General features: G+C 48.8%; 16 protein-coding genes. 8 read left to right on the plus strand and 8 right to left on the minus strand.

What is annotated here, in order from left to right; genetic code table 11:
- Window positions 1-3 precede the first annotated feature (3 nt).
- Genes AR688_RS16465 through AR688_RS16475 form a run of 3 tightly spaced genes read right to left on the minus strand, consistent with a single transcriptional unit; the run spans window position 4 to window position 4,311 of the window.
- Window positions 4-765, minus strand: a complete 762-nt coding sequence (locus AR688_RS16465; protein ID WP_068236507.1) for a phosphoadenylyl-sulfate reductase — start codon at window positions 763-765, stop codon at window positions 4-6.
- Window positions 749-2,470, minus strand: coding sequence for an assimilatory sulfite reductase (NADPH) hemoprotein subunit (gene cysI / locus AR688_RS16470; protein ID WP_068236510.1), 1,722 nt, complete (start codon window positions 2,468-2,470; stop codon window positions 749-751). Before cysI ends, AR688_RS16465 begins: the two co-directional genes overlap by 17 nt.
- Window positions 2,470-4,311 carry an assimilatory sulfite reductase (NADPH) flavoprotein subunit gene (locus AR688_RS16475; RefSeq protein ID WP_068236513.1) on the minus strand — a complete coding sequence of 614 codons (1,842 nt, stop codon included), beginning with the start codon at window positions 4,309-4,311 and terminating at the stop codon, window positions 2,470-2,472. Before AR688_RS16475 ends, cysI begins: the two co-directional genes overlap by 1 nt.
- A 287-nt stretch (window positions 4,312-4,598) precedes the next feature.
- Here AR688_RS16475 and AR688_RS16480 point away from each other — a divergent pair, with 287 nt between their 5' ends.
- Together AR688_RS16480 and AR688_RS16485 are read left to right on the plus strand one after the other, a co-directional pair.
- Window positions 4,599-5,414 carry a YggN family protein gene (locus AR688_RS16480; RefSeq protein WP_068236516.1) on the plus strand — a complete coding sequence of 272 codons (816 nt, stop codon included), beginning with the start codon at window positions 4,599-4,601 and terminating at the stop codon, window positions 5,412-5,414.
- A 169-nt stretch (window positions 5,415-5,583) separates the two neighbouring features.
- A complete protein-coding gene (locus AR688_RS16485) occupies window positions 5,584-5,931 on the plus strand; it encodes a RidA family protein (protein ID WP_068236519.1) in 348 nt (115 codons plus the stop codon).
- Between the two features lie 7 nt (window positions 5,932-5,938).
- On the opposite strand, the gene AR688_RS16490 is transcribed toward AR688_RS16485, so the two are convergent.
- Together AR688_RS16490 and AR688_RS16495 are read right to left on the minus strand one after the other, a co-directional pair.
- Entirely contained in the window at window positions 5,939-6,433 is a 495-nt protein-coding gene (locus AR688_RS16490) for an ankyrin repeat domain-containing protein (protein WP_068236522.1), read from the minus strand.
- Between the two features lie 155 nt (window positions 6,434-6,588).
- Entirely contained in the window at window positions 6,589-8,100 is a 1,512-nt protein-coding gene (locus AR688_RS16495) for a catalase (RefSeq protein ID WP_068236527.1), read from the minus strand.
- A 303-nt stretch (window positions 8,101-8,403) separates the two neighbouring features.
- Between AR688_RS16495 and AR688_RS16500 the strand changes: the two genes are divergently transcribed.
- The 6 genes from AR688_RS16500 to AR688_RS16525 all read left to right on the plus strand — a co-directional run bounded on the left by AR688_RS16500 (window position 8,404) and on the right by AR688_RS16525 (window position 13,263).
- Window positions 8,404-9,231 carry an ABC transporter permease subunit gene (locus tag AR688_RS16500; protein WP_068236531.1) on the plus strand — a complete coding sequence of 276 codons (828 nt, stop codon included), beginning with the start codon at window positions 8,404-8,406 and terminating at the stop codon, window positions 9,229-9,231.
- Window positions 9,228-10,136 carry an ABC transporter ATP-binding protein gene (locus AR688_RS16505; RefSeq protein WP_068236535.1) on the plus strand — a complete coding sequence of 303 codons (909 nt, stop codon included), beginning with the start codon at window positions 9,228-9,230 and terminating at the stop codon, window positions 10,134-10,136. Before AR688_RS16500 ends, AR688_RS16505 begins: the two co-directional genes overlap by 4 nt.
- Before the next feature lie 162 nt (window positions 10,137-10,298).
- The gene (locus tag AR688_RS16510; protein WP_068236538.1) at window positions 10,299-10,745 is read left to right on the plus strand and encodes an NfeD family protein; all 447 of its coding nucleotides are present in this window, start codon (window positions 10,299-10,301) and stop codon (window positions 10,743-10,745) included.
- Window positions 10,746-10,783: 38 nt separating this feature from the next.
- Complete coding sequence (locus AR688_RS16515) at window positions 10,784-11,719, plus strand: SPFH domain-containing protein (protein WP_068236541.1); 936 nt, start codon at window positions 10,784-10,786, stop codon at window positions 11,717-11,719.
- A gap of 103 nt (window positions 11,720-11,822) precedes the next feature.
- Window positions 11,823-12,479, plus strand: coding sequence for a Bax inhibitor-1 family protein (locus tag AR688_RS16520; RefSeq protein ID WP_068236544.1), 657 nt, complete (start codon window positions 11,823-11,825; stop codon window positions 12,477-12,479).
- A gap of 88 nt (window positions 12,480-12,567) precedes the next feature.
- A complete protein-coding gene (locus tag AR688_RS16525; RefSeq protein ID WP_156420335.1) occupies window positions 12,568-13,263 on the plus strand; it encodes a hypothetical protein in 696 nt (231 codons plus the stop codon).
- Between the two features lie 78 nt (window positions 13,264-13,341).
- Here the strand turns inward: AR688_RS16525 and AR688_RS16530 are convergent, their stop codons facing one another.
- From AR688_RS16530 to ubiK, 3 genes are all read right to left on the minus strand, one after another.
- Window positions 13,342-14,250 carry a histone deacetylase family protein gene (locus AR688_RS16530; RefSeq protein ID WP_068236549.1) on the minus strand — a complete coding sequence of 303 codons (909 nt, stop codon included), beginning with the start codon at window positions 14,248-14,250 and terminating at the stop codon, window positions 13,342-13,344.
- Entirely contained in the window at window positions 14,247-14,702 is a 456-nt protein-coding gene (locus tag AR688_RS16535; RefSeq protein WP_068236551.1) for a hypothetical protein, read from the minus strand. The genes AR688_RS16530 and AR688_RS16535 overlap by 4 nt, the downstream gene beginning before the upstream one ends.
- A 193-nt stretch (window positions 14,703-14,895) precedes the next feature.
- Entirely contained in the window at window positions 14,896-15,183 is a 288-nt protein-coding gene (ubiK, locus tag AR688_RS16540; RefSeq protein WP_068236554.1) for a ubiquinone biosynthesis accessory factor UbiK, read from the minus strand.
- Window positions 15,184-15,231 lie beyond the last annotated feature (48 nt).

Genomic DNA, 15,231 nt, shown 5'->3' on the forward strand with positions numbered 1-15,231 from the left:
CGCTTAAATACCATCACCATCTACGTGTAGGCCGCACTCGCGGCCAAAGCCGTTAAAGCGGGTGTCTTCCTCGCTCATACCCAGCTCCAGCTTTTGTGTAGAGTGAGTATCGCCCACTGAGACATAACCCAGCTCCCACAATGGGTGGTAGCTTAAGCCGTGTTCTTTTAAGTAATAAAACACATCTTTATTACTCCAGTCGATAATCGGCTGAATTTTCACTACGCCGCGGCTAATTTCCACAATAGCCTTATCGGCCCGGCTACTGCTTTGGCTGCGTCGCAGGCCGGTAAACCAGCTGCCTACATTCAGCTCCTGCAACGCACGTTGCATCGGCTCTACTTTATTCAGTTGGTTGTACTGCTTAATGCCCTCAGCGCTTTGCCATAATTTGCCAAAGCGCGCCTCCTGCCAGGCCGGGCTTAGCTGCGCCCGGTATACTTTCAGGTTTAGTTTTAATTGCGCCTTCAGTTGATCAATAAACTGATAGGTTTCGGCAAATAAATAGCCGGTATCGGTTAACACCACCGGGATATCCTGCTGTTGCTGAGTTACCAGATGCAACATCACCGCCGCCTGAATACCAAAGCTGGAGCTTAGCATCGGGTTTTGCGGCAGGTTATGCAGCGCCCAGCGCACCCGCTCTGCTGCGCTTAGCGGCGTCAGCAGATGGTTAATCTCAGCCAGCCAGGCACGCTGCGTAGCATCATCCTGCTGCAGAATAGTGCTGTAATCTGTGCGCGATGCTTTAGCTATGGAAGTCATCTTTCGGCACCACTACCGGTGCTATTACACCGGCCCTTATCACGAAATCACCAAAGCCTTCGCTGCTGTTATCACGTTCAAGCGCCCAGCGGCCAATTAAGCCATCCAGGGTAGCTAAAATTTCAGCTTCGCCGACGTTATCCAGCAGCAGGCGCGGAATACGGGTACCTTCACGGTTACCGCCCAGATACAGGTTATATTTACCCGGGCCACGGCCCACCAGGCCAACTTCGGCCAGCATGGCACGGCCACAGCCGTTCGGGCAGCCGGTAACCCGCAATACTATATGCTCGTCGGCGACACTGTGTTTGCCCAGTAAGGCTTCTACTTTGGTTACCAGTTCCGGCAAATAGCGCTCGGCTTCGGCCATCGCCAACGGGCAGGTCGGGAATGACACACAAGCCATCGAATTTTTGCGTTGTTCGCTGTGACCGTCATCTATTAAGCCATGGCTGCGGGCAATAGCTTCAATTTCGGCTTTCTGCGCCGCCGGCACACCGGCAATAATCAGGTTTTGGTTGGCGGTCATACGCAAATCGCCCTGATGAATAGCGGCAATTTTCGCTAAGCCGGTTTTCAGCGGTTTGCCCGGAAAATCCAGTACGCGGCCGTTTTCAATAAACAGCGTCAGGTGGTGTTTGCCGTCGATACCCTCTACCCAGCCGATACGATCGCCGCGGCTGGTAAAGCTGTATGGCACCACAGGTGCAAAAGCCACGCCGGTGCGCGCTTCCACTTCGGCGCGAAAGGCGTCCAGGCCAATGCGATCGATGGTGTATTTGGTTTTGGCATTTTTGCGGTTTGAGCGGTTACCGTAATCGCGCTGCACCGTTACCACATGCGCAGCCACTTTTAACGTGTGTTCCAGCGCAACATAACCCAAGTCATCCGCCATACGCGGGTAGGTAGCATCATCACCAAAGGTCATGGCTAAACCACCGCCCACCAGCACGTTAAAACCTATCAGCTGACCCTGTTCGGCTACGGCGACAAAGGTTAAATCGTTAGCATGCACGTCAATATCGTTGTGCGGCGGAATAACTACCGCCGTTTTAAACTTGCGCGGCAGGTAGCTGTCACCGAGGATTGGCTCTACTTCGGTCGTTTCAACTTTTTCGTCATCCAGCCAGATTTCGGCATAAGCACGGGTTTTCGGCAGCAAATGCTCACTGATTTTCGCCGCCCACTGATACGCCTGCTGGTGCAGCTCTGATTCTACCGGGTTAGAGGTACACAATACATTGCGGTTAACGTCGCCGGCGGTGGCGATAGAATCAATGCCAATGCTGTTTAAAAACTGATGCATCGGCTTAATATGCGGCTTTAACACGCCGTGAAACTGAAAGGTTTGCCGCGTGGTTAAACGGATACTGCCGTACATAGTGTTGTCGGCAGCAAATTTATCAATTGCCAGCCACTGCTGCGGGGTAATAATGCCACCCGGCATCCGGGCGCGCAGCATCACGTTGTGCAGCGGTTCCAGTTTTTGTGCGGTGCGTTCGGCGCGGATATCACGGTCATCCTGCTGATACATGCCGTGAAAGCGGATCAGCATAAAGTTATCACCGTTAAAACCACCGGTGATCTCATCTTTCAGATCGCTTTCAATGGTGCCGCGTAAATGCTGGCTTTCTGCTTTTAAGCGCTCGTTATCAGACAGTGCACCCGGTGCCACTAAATCTGGATTAATTGGATACTGGCTCATTAATACACGTCCTTCTGATAACGTTTTGCGACACGTAATTCGTCTAAGTAAGCTTGCGCTTGTTCAGCGGTTTTACCGCCATATTGTTGCACTATATCCAGTAAGGCCTGCTGCACATCTTTTGCCATCCGGTTAGCGTCACCACAAATATACAGGTGGGCACCGTCTTGTAGCCATTGCCATACTTCGCTGCCGTGCGTACGCAGTTTGTCCTGCACATACACTTTTTGCGCCTGGTCGCGGCTAAAGGCCACATCTAGTTTAGTTAACAGGCCACGCTTGAGGTAATTTTGCAGCTCCAACTGGTATAAAAAGTCCTGGGTAAAATGCGGGTTGCCGAAAAACAACCAGTTTTTGCCCGCGGCGCCGCTGGCGTCACGTTGCTGCAAAAAGGCGCGAAACGGTGCTATACCAGTGCCGGGGCCTATCATAATCACCGGCGTGTCGTCATTGGCCGGCAAACGGAAGTTGTTGTTGTGCTCAACAAACACCTTTACCTTAGCGCCTTCAGCCAAACGCTCGGCTAAAAAGCCGGAGGCACCGCCCAAATGCGGCTGGCCGTAAGCATCGTATCGCACCACAGCTACCGTTAAATGCACTTCCTCTTCCACTTCGGCTTGAGAGGAGGCAATAGAGTATAACCGCGGTTGCTGTTTACGCAGCGCATCCACTAATTGCTGCGCGCTAAGCAGGCCTGGGTAATCACGCACTATATCAATAATCTGCCGCTCGCTAATGTAAGCGCGCAACGCGGCTTTATCGGCCGCCAGAGCGATTAAGGCTGAATTATTGGTGGCAGCAGCGTATTTCTCAACAAAGGCTGGATACGACTGCGTTAGTTCCAGCTGTTCGGTCAGTGCCTGCTCTACAGTCAGTTTGTCATCAGAGAACGTAACCGGTGTATCACGCGCTATGGCGGTTAACAGCAGCAGTTCGCGCACTAACTCCGGATCATTGCTGAAATACACGCCCAGCGCATCGCCTGGCTGATAAGTTAAACCGCTGTCGGCCAGTGAAATTTCGATATGGCGCACATCTTTGGTGGAGTCGCGGCCGGTAATTTTCTGGTTAGTGTACAGCTCGGCGGCGAAAGGCTGTTGCTTGCTGTATTGGCTAACACTACCGGCTGTAGCATCACTACCGGGCGAATCCACGCGGGGCCAGGCAATAACCTGTGCTGACGGCGCGGCAGAGGCTTTAAGCTCCGGTTCCAGCTTAGTAACCAGCTCGTTGCTCCAACTGTCGGCCTGTGCCTGATAATCCACATCTAAATCGCTGCGTGGCAGCACGCAAGTGGCACCCAGCTCGGCTAAGCGCTGATCAAAGTCTTGTGCGGTTTTGCAGAAAAACTCATAGCTGGTGTCGCCCAGCCCCAGCACGGCATATTTTAACCCGGCTAATTTTGGCGCTTTTTTGCTAAATAAAAAGTTATGCAGGCCAATGGCATTTTCCGGCGGCTCGCCTTCACCATAAGTAGAGGTAACAATAACCAGATATTGCTCGTTTTTCAGCTGAGTGGTTTTGTATTCGGCCATATCAACCACTTTGGTCACTATGCCTTTACCCTGGGCTTGTTTAGCTAAGGCTTCTGCCAAATGCCGCGCATTGCCGGTTTGCGAACCAAATAAAATGGTCAGGCTGGCACTGGCAGCGGCCTGCGCAGTTGCTGGCTGTCCGGCCAATTGTCCGGAGAGTTGCCCGGCAAGCTGAGCGCTGGCCGCCAGATAACCGCTAACCCAGGCTTGCTGAATAGGGTTTAACTGGCTGACTAAACCCTGCAGCTGGCTTACCTGCTGCTCGGACAACGGACTGGCCTGCGCCACTAAAGAAGATAAAAGCATAAAACACCCTGCACACGATAATTACAGCTATTTTAGCCGTCTATATGTATACCAGTAAAAGAATGGATCTCTCTTCTTTATTCCAATAAGTAATTAAAAACCACCGCTTAGCTATACCACGCCGCTGATAAACAGACTAAAAAATAGTGAAAAGCACTAAACGTGGGAAAATATTTATTGCCTACGTTCAAACTTTTTTATAAATAACATCGACTTAAATATTGGCATTAACTTTGTAATAGCTCTGGCGTAATTAACAGCGGCTAACGGCCAAAAGGATAACGAAAATGAAAAACTTACTTATCGCCAGCAGTTTTGTCTTAACCAGTATCAGCACTGCCGTGATGGCACACGACGAGCACAGCTGTAATGTGAATTTTGATAAAGACTTATCTATCAACAGCCAACTGGTCAGCATGAAAGATGGCAGCACTGAATTGTGGCGCATTAATAGCAGCGGTCAGCTGTGGCTGGATGGCAAAGCGGTAACCACTGATCACGATACTCAGGCACTGCTGCGCGAGTATCAGGCCGGGATCCGCACACAAACACTGGAAACCGTGGCACTGGTAGAAGATGCGCTGGTGCTGGCGGCCGATGCCGTGGATTCTGTGCTAACCGAACTAACCGGTGACTCTCTGCAACAGCATCCGGCGCTGCAGACCGCGCTGGATAAAATTAAAACCAGCACCGAGAGCATCGTAGTGCGTACCGGCGATAACATCGACATTTACGGCAGCCGCTTTGACAACCTGGATGACGCCTTTGGTGCCGAGTTTGAACAGGCGATTGAAGAAGCCGTTACCAATTCGATGGGCAGCATTTTAATGTTGGTGGGTAAAGCCATGACAAGCGGGGAAGGCAACTTTGAGCAACGGATGGAAGCCTTTGGCGAACGCATGGAACGCTTTGGTGAAGATTTAGAAGCACGGATGGATATTAAAGCGCAGGCGCTGGAACAACGTGGCGATGCCATGTGTAGCAACCTGCAAGCTTTGGATACGCTGGAAAGCCAAATTCAACAGGCGATACCGCAAATGCAGCAATACGACTTAATTGAGGTAAACAGCAACAATAGCACTGCGTTTTACCTGTACAACTGATATTCATATTCAACTGACAAAAAGGTTTCGTGTACCCTCCCAACCACGACTTTGGCGCGCTGCTCTCATCCTGACAGCGCGTCTTTTTTTGCCTGCCGCCGTTACTGCTCCGACTGGTTATCCGCGCCACTTCAGGTTAGCCTGTAGCGATATATCCAAGGAGTAACCAATGACCATTCAACGTATTTTACCTGCCAGCCGCTATTCTGAAGCGGTAATTGTTAACGGTTTAATTTTTTGTGCCGGTATGGTGCCATCTGCCACCAGCAGCAATGCCACCTTACAAACTGAAGACGTGCTGGCACAAATTGATGCGCTGTTAGCACAGTGCGGCAGCGATAAAACCAAACTGGTTGACGCTACTATTTACCTGGCCGATATGGCCGATTATGCCGCAATGAACCTGGCCTGGGATAACTGGGTAGCACCGGGCCAAGCTCCGGCCCGCGCCACCGTTGAAGCTAAACTGGCTGATCCGGGCTGGAAGATTGAGATTAAAATTATCGCCACGCAGTAAACTCGGCTTAACGCTGTGTCTGCATCTGTTGTTTTAATGCCGCTAATTTTTCGCTCTGGCCAAATACTGCGGCAAATTCTTCCACTGTTTTCCTATTTTGCTGCCCGGCTTGGTTATCACAATCTATGCGGTATAAAGTGCGGGCAATGCTCCATTCTGCTTTTACAATAGCGCCCATCATCGCTGTGTGATCGCGTTTATCGCGGATACAGGCATCAGCACCGTAAGATAGCAATAGCTCCACTGCCTGGGCATGGCCGTAGTAAGTGGCTGTCATCAATGCGGTATAGCTGTCGCTGTTTTGCAGGTTTACCGGAAACCCGGCGGCTAAAAATTCGTTTAACACTTCACTGTTACCACTGCGGGCAGCGGCAAAAAAATAGTCGGTCAATTGTTGCTGTGCTGGGGTCGGGTCAGATATGTCATTGCTGCTGGCCTGAGCAGTATTAATGCCCGCTGACAGCAACAGGCACAGGCTTAGTATTAATGTCAGTATTCTCATAACCTGGTCTCTGTATTTAAATATTTGCTTGTATAAGTGCCTGCAAAGCTCACCCAGGTGCAGGAAGGGTTGATTGAGCTTTGCAGGGCTTTAACGCTTATTTAATGCCAATAGCGCTGCACCGCTATTGGCCATGGCAATATTGCCATGCTGGGTTACAGCTGTGCCGCCAATTGTTTTACCGTGGCTAAATCACCTTTTACCGCTTTGGTAATACGGCTGCCGTAATCTGCATCAGCTTTGTAGAAGTAAGACAACATGGCGTGCTTGGTGGCACTGTCTGTTACCTGGCTTAAGTCGGCTGCCAGGTTACGGATCAGGTTGTCTTTTTCCTTTTTGTTGTAAGCGCGGTACAAGGCACCGGCCTGGCTAAAGTTGTCGGTTTTATCTATGGCTTGCTGCTGCACCGTACCGTTTAACGCTGTGGTAACAGCCCGTGCTGTGGTTAACGCGCCTTTGGGCTCAACCCGGCTTGGCTCATAATTTACATTCGACTTGGTGTTACCGCTGTTGGCCGCACCATCCTGATTATTGCTGTTTACCGCAACCAATGGCCGGTTAATAGGCAATTGCTGGTGGTTGGCGCCTAAACGGTATAACTGGGTGTCGCTGTAAGAAAAAATACGCCCCTGTAATAAGCGATCTTCTGACGGCTCAATACCCGGCACCAGATTGCCCGGCGCAAAAGCGGCTTGCTCGGTTTCCTGGAAGAAGTTATCCGGCATCCGGTTTAATGTCATGGTGCCCACTTTTACTTCAGGTACATCCGGCCATATTTTGGTAGCGTCCAGCGGGTTGTAGCTAAAGCTGTTTAGCTGGGCCGGGGTAATAGTTTGGATGTACAGATCCCATTTGGGTAAATCACCGGCATTAATCGCCGTATATAAATCACGGGTTAGGTGGTTAAAATCGCTGCTTTGCACTTTAGCGGCTTCGTCCAGGCTTAAACCTTTTACGCCCTGCTGGCTGCGCCAGTTAAATTTCACATAACGCACTTCGCCAGCTTCATTAACAAACTTGTAGGCGTGCACACCAAAGCCATCCATCTGGCGGTAACTGGCCGGGATACCAATATCGTGGTACAGCTGAGTTAACATGTGGGTGGCGGTGCCGTCATGCGAGAAAAAATCGAAGAACCGGTTTGGGTCCTGCATATTATTCACCGGCGAGGGTTTTAGTGAGTGCACCATATCGGGAAACTTGATCGCATCGCGGATAAAAAATACTGGCAGGTTGTTACCTACTAAGTCCCAGTTACCCTGATCGGTGTAAAACTTTACTGCAAAGCCGCGTGGGTCCCGCAGTGTTTCCGGGCTGTGGTTACCATGAATTACAGTAGAAAACCGCACAAACACCGGCGTGGTTTTACCGGCACCGGCAAACAGCGATGCCACGGTTTGATCAGATAAATCGGCACTGGCAACAAATTCGCCGTGGGCACCGGTGCCACGGGCATGCACTACCCGCTCCGGAATACGCTCACGGGCAAAACGTTGTAACTTCTGAATTAAATGCACATCTTGCAGCAAAGTGCTGCCATTTGGCCCGGCTGTGATAGAGTTCTGGTTATCGCCTACCGGCGCGCCGTTGTCTTTAGTCAGTATACCCGCTGCCTGCACTCCCAGCGACAAGCCGATAGCCATTACTATTATTGATCGTTTAAACATAGCTATTACCTTTTAAATGTTGTCTATCCCTTCCTGCAGGTTGAAGAGTAGTAGCTAATTTAAAATGCAAAAAACGATTAAATTAAATTAGCTCAATCTATTTTTATGATTAGACAAGGTGATTAATATAGGCTGCAAAGTGGTTAAATTAACGATTTAGTCACCGATTTCAGTAAACACCCTACACAGCGAAAATATAACGATATGATTTAACAGCACTTATCTAGTGGCACTAATACTGCATTAAGCTAGCGGGAGTATTGTAGTAATACTGACAATAATGCACAGCACAGGAAGCACGCTATGGCGCTATTTATAACAACCTTAAAACATTGTGGTTTATATGCCGGTTTTGAACTACGCCGCTTATGGCTTACCCGCCGAGGCCTGATGACATTAGCCGCCACCGCGGTGTTGTGGTTTTTTCTGCTGCGTTATGCCATCGCCCCCGCCAGCGATCTGATTGGCAGTGAAGGTTTTCAGCAAATGTTTCGCGACGCTTTTGGCGCCTTTGGCTTAAGCCAATTGTTTGCCTGGCCCGCGCCAGAGCTGGCAATTTACTGGATCCTGAGTTTAATGCTGCTGCCGCTGCTGTGTTTATTTTTTACCGCGAATCAGCTGTGTAGTGATTTAGAGCGCGGCACCCTGCGCTTGCTGGCACTGCGCAGCAGCCGGTTAAGCATAGTACTGGGCCGTTTTAGCGGCCAGATGCTGGTGCAAAGCTGCTTAATTTTGCTGTCCCTGGTGGCAACCCTATCACTGGCGGCCTGGCGTGAAGGTGGCTTAAGCCTGGCTATGCTAAATGCCGCCGCTGTTATTGCTGTTAATTTGCTGCTGGTGTTACTGCCTTTTACGGCATTAATGAGCTGTTTTTCTGCCATGGTGCGCTCATCCCGCCTTGCGGTAAGCCTGGCCATTGTTAGCCTGGGGCTGGTGTTTGTGCTGCTTAGCTCCTTTGTTTTCTACTTTCCTGACTTCTTGTTTTTACTCGGTTATATGCCCGGCACCCAGGTAATGCAATTACTGCCGATGCAAGGCTGGCAAACACTGCAATATGCCTTGTTGCCGCTGCTACAAACACTGGTATTACTCAGCAGTGCCACGTTTTTGTTAACAAGGAAAGCCCTATGAACGCTATTATTCAGTGCCAACAACTGGCAAAGCGCTTTGGCAGCAAAACGGTGCTGCAGCAACTTAGTTTTGAATTGCACCAGGGCGATGTAGCCGCGCTTATTGGCCCCAATGGCGCCGGTAAAACCACCTTATTTAGCATTTTATGTGGTTATTTGCCCCCCGACAGCGGCAGTGCCCGTATTTTTGGCCATAAAGCCGGTAGCAGTGCGCTGTTTGGTAAGGTTGCAGCCCTGCCACAAGATGCCCAGTTTGACCCGGCCTTCAGCATTGGCGAACAACTGGATTTTTACGGCCGCTTACAAGGTTTAAGCAGCAAAGCCGCGCGTGAAGAAAGCAAACGGGTACTGGCGCTGGTAGAACTGACTGAGCAACTGCAGCACAAAGCCGGTGCACTCAGCCACGGTATGCGTAAAAGGGCAGCTATTGCTCAGGCGTTTATTGGCACACCCCAACTGGTGCTGCTGGACGAACCCACCGCCGGGCTGGACCCGGTAAATGCACTACATATTCGCCAGCTAATTAGCCGCTTAAGTGGTGAAGTTAGCTTTATGATCAGCTCGCACAATATTTTTGAGCTGGAGCAACTGTGCAATAAAGTGCTTTATTTGGAAAACGGTCAGCTAAAACAGCACAGCAGCAGCGATAACGCCGCACAGCTGCAATACCTTACGCTGCATTTAGAGCAGGACAACAACGACGCCATCAGCGCGGCGCTACGCCAACTGCCCGGCCTGATTGATTTACACAGTGCCCAGCGCAGAGAGCTGGTGCTAAGTTATAACCCGCAGCACAATGCCGATTTTGACCTGGCCGTGCTGCAATGCTTAGCGGCCAATGGCTGGCGCTACCGCAACCTGACCAAAGGCCAGACGCTGGAGCAAAAGCTGTTTAATCCGGCATAGCCGCTTACCCACTTCTTGTTACCCACTTCATGCTGGCACCAGGCTGTATAGCTGCGGTGCCAGCGGCGTAAAATGCTGTTACAAAGCAATTACGTATTAGATTGACCGCTTTGTATGCCTTACGTTAATGTGCAGCATAACAATTGTTACGGAGCAAAATAAGTGAGTATTGCTACCATCTGGATCATTGTTGGCATAGTGCTGATCTTATCTGAGCTTATGGCCACCAGCATAGTTGCGGTATTTTTCGGCATCGCCGCCATTATTGTCGGTTTATTACTGAACTTCGGCCTGATTGAAAGCTACAGCATGCAGTATTTACTGTTCGGCGTGTTATCGCTGGTATTACTGTTTACTGCCCGTGGCCGCTGCAAACGCTGGTTTGTCGGTTATACCGCGGACAGTACCGAGCAGCAATCCAGACTGGCCGACGATATTGGCCGTCGCGTTATCGTACATAGCGATTTTCATCAGGGCGCCGGGCGCGTAGTGTTAAACGGCGTGCAATGGGATGCCGAGTCAACCGATGCTTTAAAAGCCGGTGATGTTGCCTTTGTGGTAGCCAATCACGGTATCAAACTGGTGGTTTCTGCCGCCAAATCTGCCTGAATTTTTTAAATAACCATCTGTTTTAAGGAGTAAATCTGATGGAAACAATCGATATCAACACTATTTTAATGGCCGGTTTTGCCATCGCCGTTGTAATTACCATCGTAAAAACGGCGCGCGTAGTGCCGCAAAAAAGTAACTATGTTATAGAGCGCCTAGGTAAATACTCGCGCACGCTGGACTCAGGCTTTCATATTCTGATCCCGTTTATCGACAAAGTGGCCTATACCCACAGCTTAAAAGAAGAAGTGATCGACGTAGAGCGGCAAACCTGTGTTACCCGCGACAATATTCAGGTGGGCATTAACGGCGTGCTGTATTTACAGGTAGTAGACCCGCACAAAGCCAGTTACGGCATTAATGATTACCGCTACGCCGCTTCCCAGCTGGCACAAACCACAATGCGCTCAGTTATCGGCCAAACTGACTTAGATAAAACCTTCGAAGAGCGCGCCAAAATTAACGAAGAAGTGGTAAAAGCGCTGGACGAAGCCGCATCGCCGTGGGGTATTAAGGTGCTGCGTTATGAAATTTCAGACATTGAACTGCCGCTTAGCATTAAAGATGCGTTAGAGCAGCAAATGCGCGCCGAGCGTGAGCGCCGCGCGGCTATTGCCAAATCTGAAGGTGAGCGCCAGGCCATGATTAACGTGTCCGAAGGCCAGAAGCAGGAAGTAATCAACCTGTCTGAAGGTGACAAGATGCGCCAGATTAACGAAGCCGAAGGCCGCGCTAAAGAAATTGAGCTTATCGCCATCGCTACCGCCGAAGGTATCCGCCAGATTGCCGAAGCCATTAACCACCCGGGTGGTTCAGAAGCGGTAAGCCTGCGCGTAGCCGAACAGTACGTAAAAGAGTTCGGTAACTTGGCCAAAGTTAACAACACCATGATAGTACCCGCCGAGCTGGCCAATATCGGCGGCGCTGTAGCCGGTTTAACCGAAATTTTAAAAATCGCCCAGCCGAAGAAATAACTTCGCAGGTACAGTTAACAACAGAAATAAACCGAAAGCCTCTGTTTAGACAGAGGCTTTTCGTTAGATCAGCGTTATGTGAATAAGGACAGCTTTGGGCGTGATGGAAGAAAAAATATTTGAGCGTAAACAAGCTAATGCAGTAGTGATCAGCTCACGACTATATAATCTCACTATTGGCGCTGTACTGTGTTGGGGCTTCTGGGTTAACTGGATGATGGTGTCAACTATTCCGGTGGAGCCTCTCCAGTCCATTTCACCCTTGATATTCTTCATCGGGTATTTCGCCAGTTGCCTCTTGGGTATTTATTTATTCACCAGATCTGATAACGCGCTGATAAGCTTTATTGGTTACAACTTTGTCGTTATTCCATTTGGTTTAATTATCAACATTGCCGTATCCCGCTACAACCCCGATTTGGTAGTGGAAGCCATTAAGATTACCGGTTTAGTAACAGGCATAATGATGGTTCTAGGTACGCTATTTCCCAAATTTTTCGCTAAAATTTCAGGCGCTTTGACTATTTCATTGTTAATTGTTATCGGAGTAGAACTATTCCAGATCTTTGTACTTGGTATCCATCAGGCGTGGCTGGATTGGGCGGTAGTGATGATTTTCTGCGGTTACATCGGCTACGATTGGGGCAGAGCTAACCAGATACCCAAGACATTGGACAATGCGGTAGACAGTGCAGCCGCGCTGTATATGGACATTATTAACTTGTTCTTAAGGATTTTGCGGATATTGGGGCGTAAATAGCTATGACTCCATATGCATACCAAAAAGGACAAACATTGTCTAAATACGAAATTTTAGCCAAATAAGCACCAAGCGTGAGTATTAAATAGTGAACAGTGAATTCTCGTCTGTTGAAGCTGTACAAAAATATTTGCCGCTAATGTATGAATTAGCAATACGTTTAGATCATATCTCAAAAGCTTTTGATGGAAATCTTGGGTTAAGCGCTCCTTTCGCCTATGAATATGCATATTTTCAGTTTCGCAGAGTCTGCGAATTGATTGCGTTAGGCTGCCTTACTCTGCACGGTGATATCCCTGCTCTTCAGAAAAGCTCAACTAAGAAAGAATGGAATGCTGAAAGGATAATGAACTTGCTTCATCAAAATTATTCATATGCGTTTCCCGAGTGTATTTCAAAGTACCAAGATTCTTTAGGTTGGCACATTCAAGCAAACTCTAAACCAAATGCGCTTTCGAGATCTGAATTTAAAGATTTATATAGTGAATGTGGTCATGTATTACACCGAGGAACTATAAAAACGGTAGAAATATCAAGGGACCTTAATACCGAGATGTATAAAAAAGCTATGACATGGCATAGTAAACTAGTAGACCTGATGAGCGAACATGCTGTTACACGATCTAGTCAAAAAGGGATGTACGTCATATCATTGAAAACCAATAGCGGATATCCAGAATGTAGTATATTTACTGAGGTGCGCCCTGGTGAATTATCAGTTCATACACAGAAAATGAGTGTAAGTGATCAGTTAAAACATTCATACATTGCAAAAACTGAATAGCCTTGGAAAATAGTTCAAACAAGAATTTGGACCATGTTTTGCCAGCCCGACTTCACATGCACTAATTTAAACTCTTATTCAGCAACCTGACACCGCTCTAATCCCCGCTACTGTCGCCGCGGCGCTATCTTTGCCATAACCGCCACCGCCCAGAAATACGGTTGGAATATGTAGCGCTTTTAAGCGCTGGTATACCAGCTTATGGCTTTGTGCTACTTCAGCCACGCTAAGTGATAACCCTCCAAGCGGGTCTGTTGCCAGCACATCTGTACCGGCCACCACAAAAGCGAGTTTATAACCGCTGCTTAACTGCTCTAATGCCGCGCTGAGTTTATTCAGATACAACTCACCACCGGTGCCGCTTGGCAGTGGTACGGCGATATCAACTCTGCGTCGGCTTACCGGGTCGTTGGGGTAAATATCGGCATTGTATACATCCAGCAGGGTCACATTTTTATTATCGCTAAATGTGCGGGCGTTGCCGTTGCCGTGGTGGGCGTCGATATCAATAATCAGTATTTTGTCATCAGCTGTTAACTCGCCGCTGGCGATAAGTTGCTGATAGCTAATGCCAATATCGTTGTAAATACAAAAACCTTCCATTCGGTGTGGGCTGGCATGATGGTAGCCACCGGCTAGGTTCCACGCATCGTCACCGCCAAGCGCTAAACGGCTGGCGATTAACGTACCGGCGACGCCCCAGCGCATAGGCGACAATATTCTGCTATCCAGCCATGAAAACGATAGAAAAGGGATTTTCGGAATCTCCAGCGCCCTGCATAACGCGGCTTTATCTTTAATCTGAATTTTAAGCAGCTCATTTAAAGAGCTGAGAATGGCATCTTCAGCAATAGGACCTTGCGGTGCAATGATATCTGCGTCGTTTAACGCCGCACGTACTTTACTAAATTTGCAGCCATCAAATGGGTGCAGGAATTTAAAAATACCTACGTCGATGTTGTAGTTTTCGTGATAGATAATTTTCATGCTGACTTCAGTTCATTTGCATAGCGCATCACGTTTGCCGGAGTCCAGATGCCGTAACCTAATATGCGACCGACTTTAGCATATTCTGCCGCATTGGGTTTAAATGACGGCTTTTTATTCGCGCCTCTTTTCAAAACATCTACGACTAAGTGCGAGCAATTATGGCGGGCTATCTGGTAACGTGGCACGTTGTTCTGCAGGAAGTTTACATAATGCAGCATTGACACTTCATCAAGGTTCGCAATATCAATTGTAATCGGCTTGCGGCCACCTTCATTCTCAATGTCATGCTCAAGGCTTTCAACATAAGCGCCCGGGTGGCTGGTTTTTATCTTCAAGTCTTTTTTGCCTGCCTCACCATCGGGCCAGAAGCTGACATAAACGTTTCTTATAGTCAGCGCGGCATGGCCAACATGCTTCTCATCCCTTAACCAAATATGTACCTTTACCATGGCTTATCCCTCTGCATTGAAAGCCATGATAATAGTGGTACAGAGCAATAAAATAAACAATTTGTTAATTTTTAATATTCAATTTAACAATTAAATACCAACAAAATAAGATGCCAGCGATACAAGAGCTTTTGGCAATAGCCGTATACCTTTGAGGAACTGCGCAATATCCAGCTGATATTGCGCGCGGGGCTTACTGCTGATCAGACGATGGCAGTTCTTTGGTGTCAAACTGCTGGGTTTTCTCGGCCAGTAACGCAGCGAGTTGCTGTTCCAGCTTTTCTACTTTCTCGCGGGTGCGCAGTAATACCTGGCGCTGTACGTCAAACTCTTCGCGGCTGACAAAATCCAGATCGGCCAGTTTACTTTGTAGTACCTGTTTTACCTTGGTTTCAACGTCATCGGCAAACTGGCGTACCTGTGGTGGAATGGCGTTGCCGATTTGCTTGGCAATATCTTCAATTTTTTTCGGGTCTATCATGCTGCTCTCCTGTATCGCATCAGTAGCTTGCGACGTTATGCTGAACCG

The sequence above is a fragment of the Rheinheimera sp. EpRS3 genome, assembly GCF_001513785.1.
In the GTDB taxonomy this organism is placed as follows: domain Bacteria; phylum Pseudomonadota; class Gammaproteobacteria; order Enterobacterales; family Alteromonadaceae; genus Alishewanella.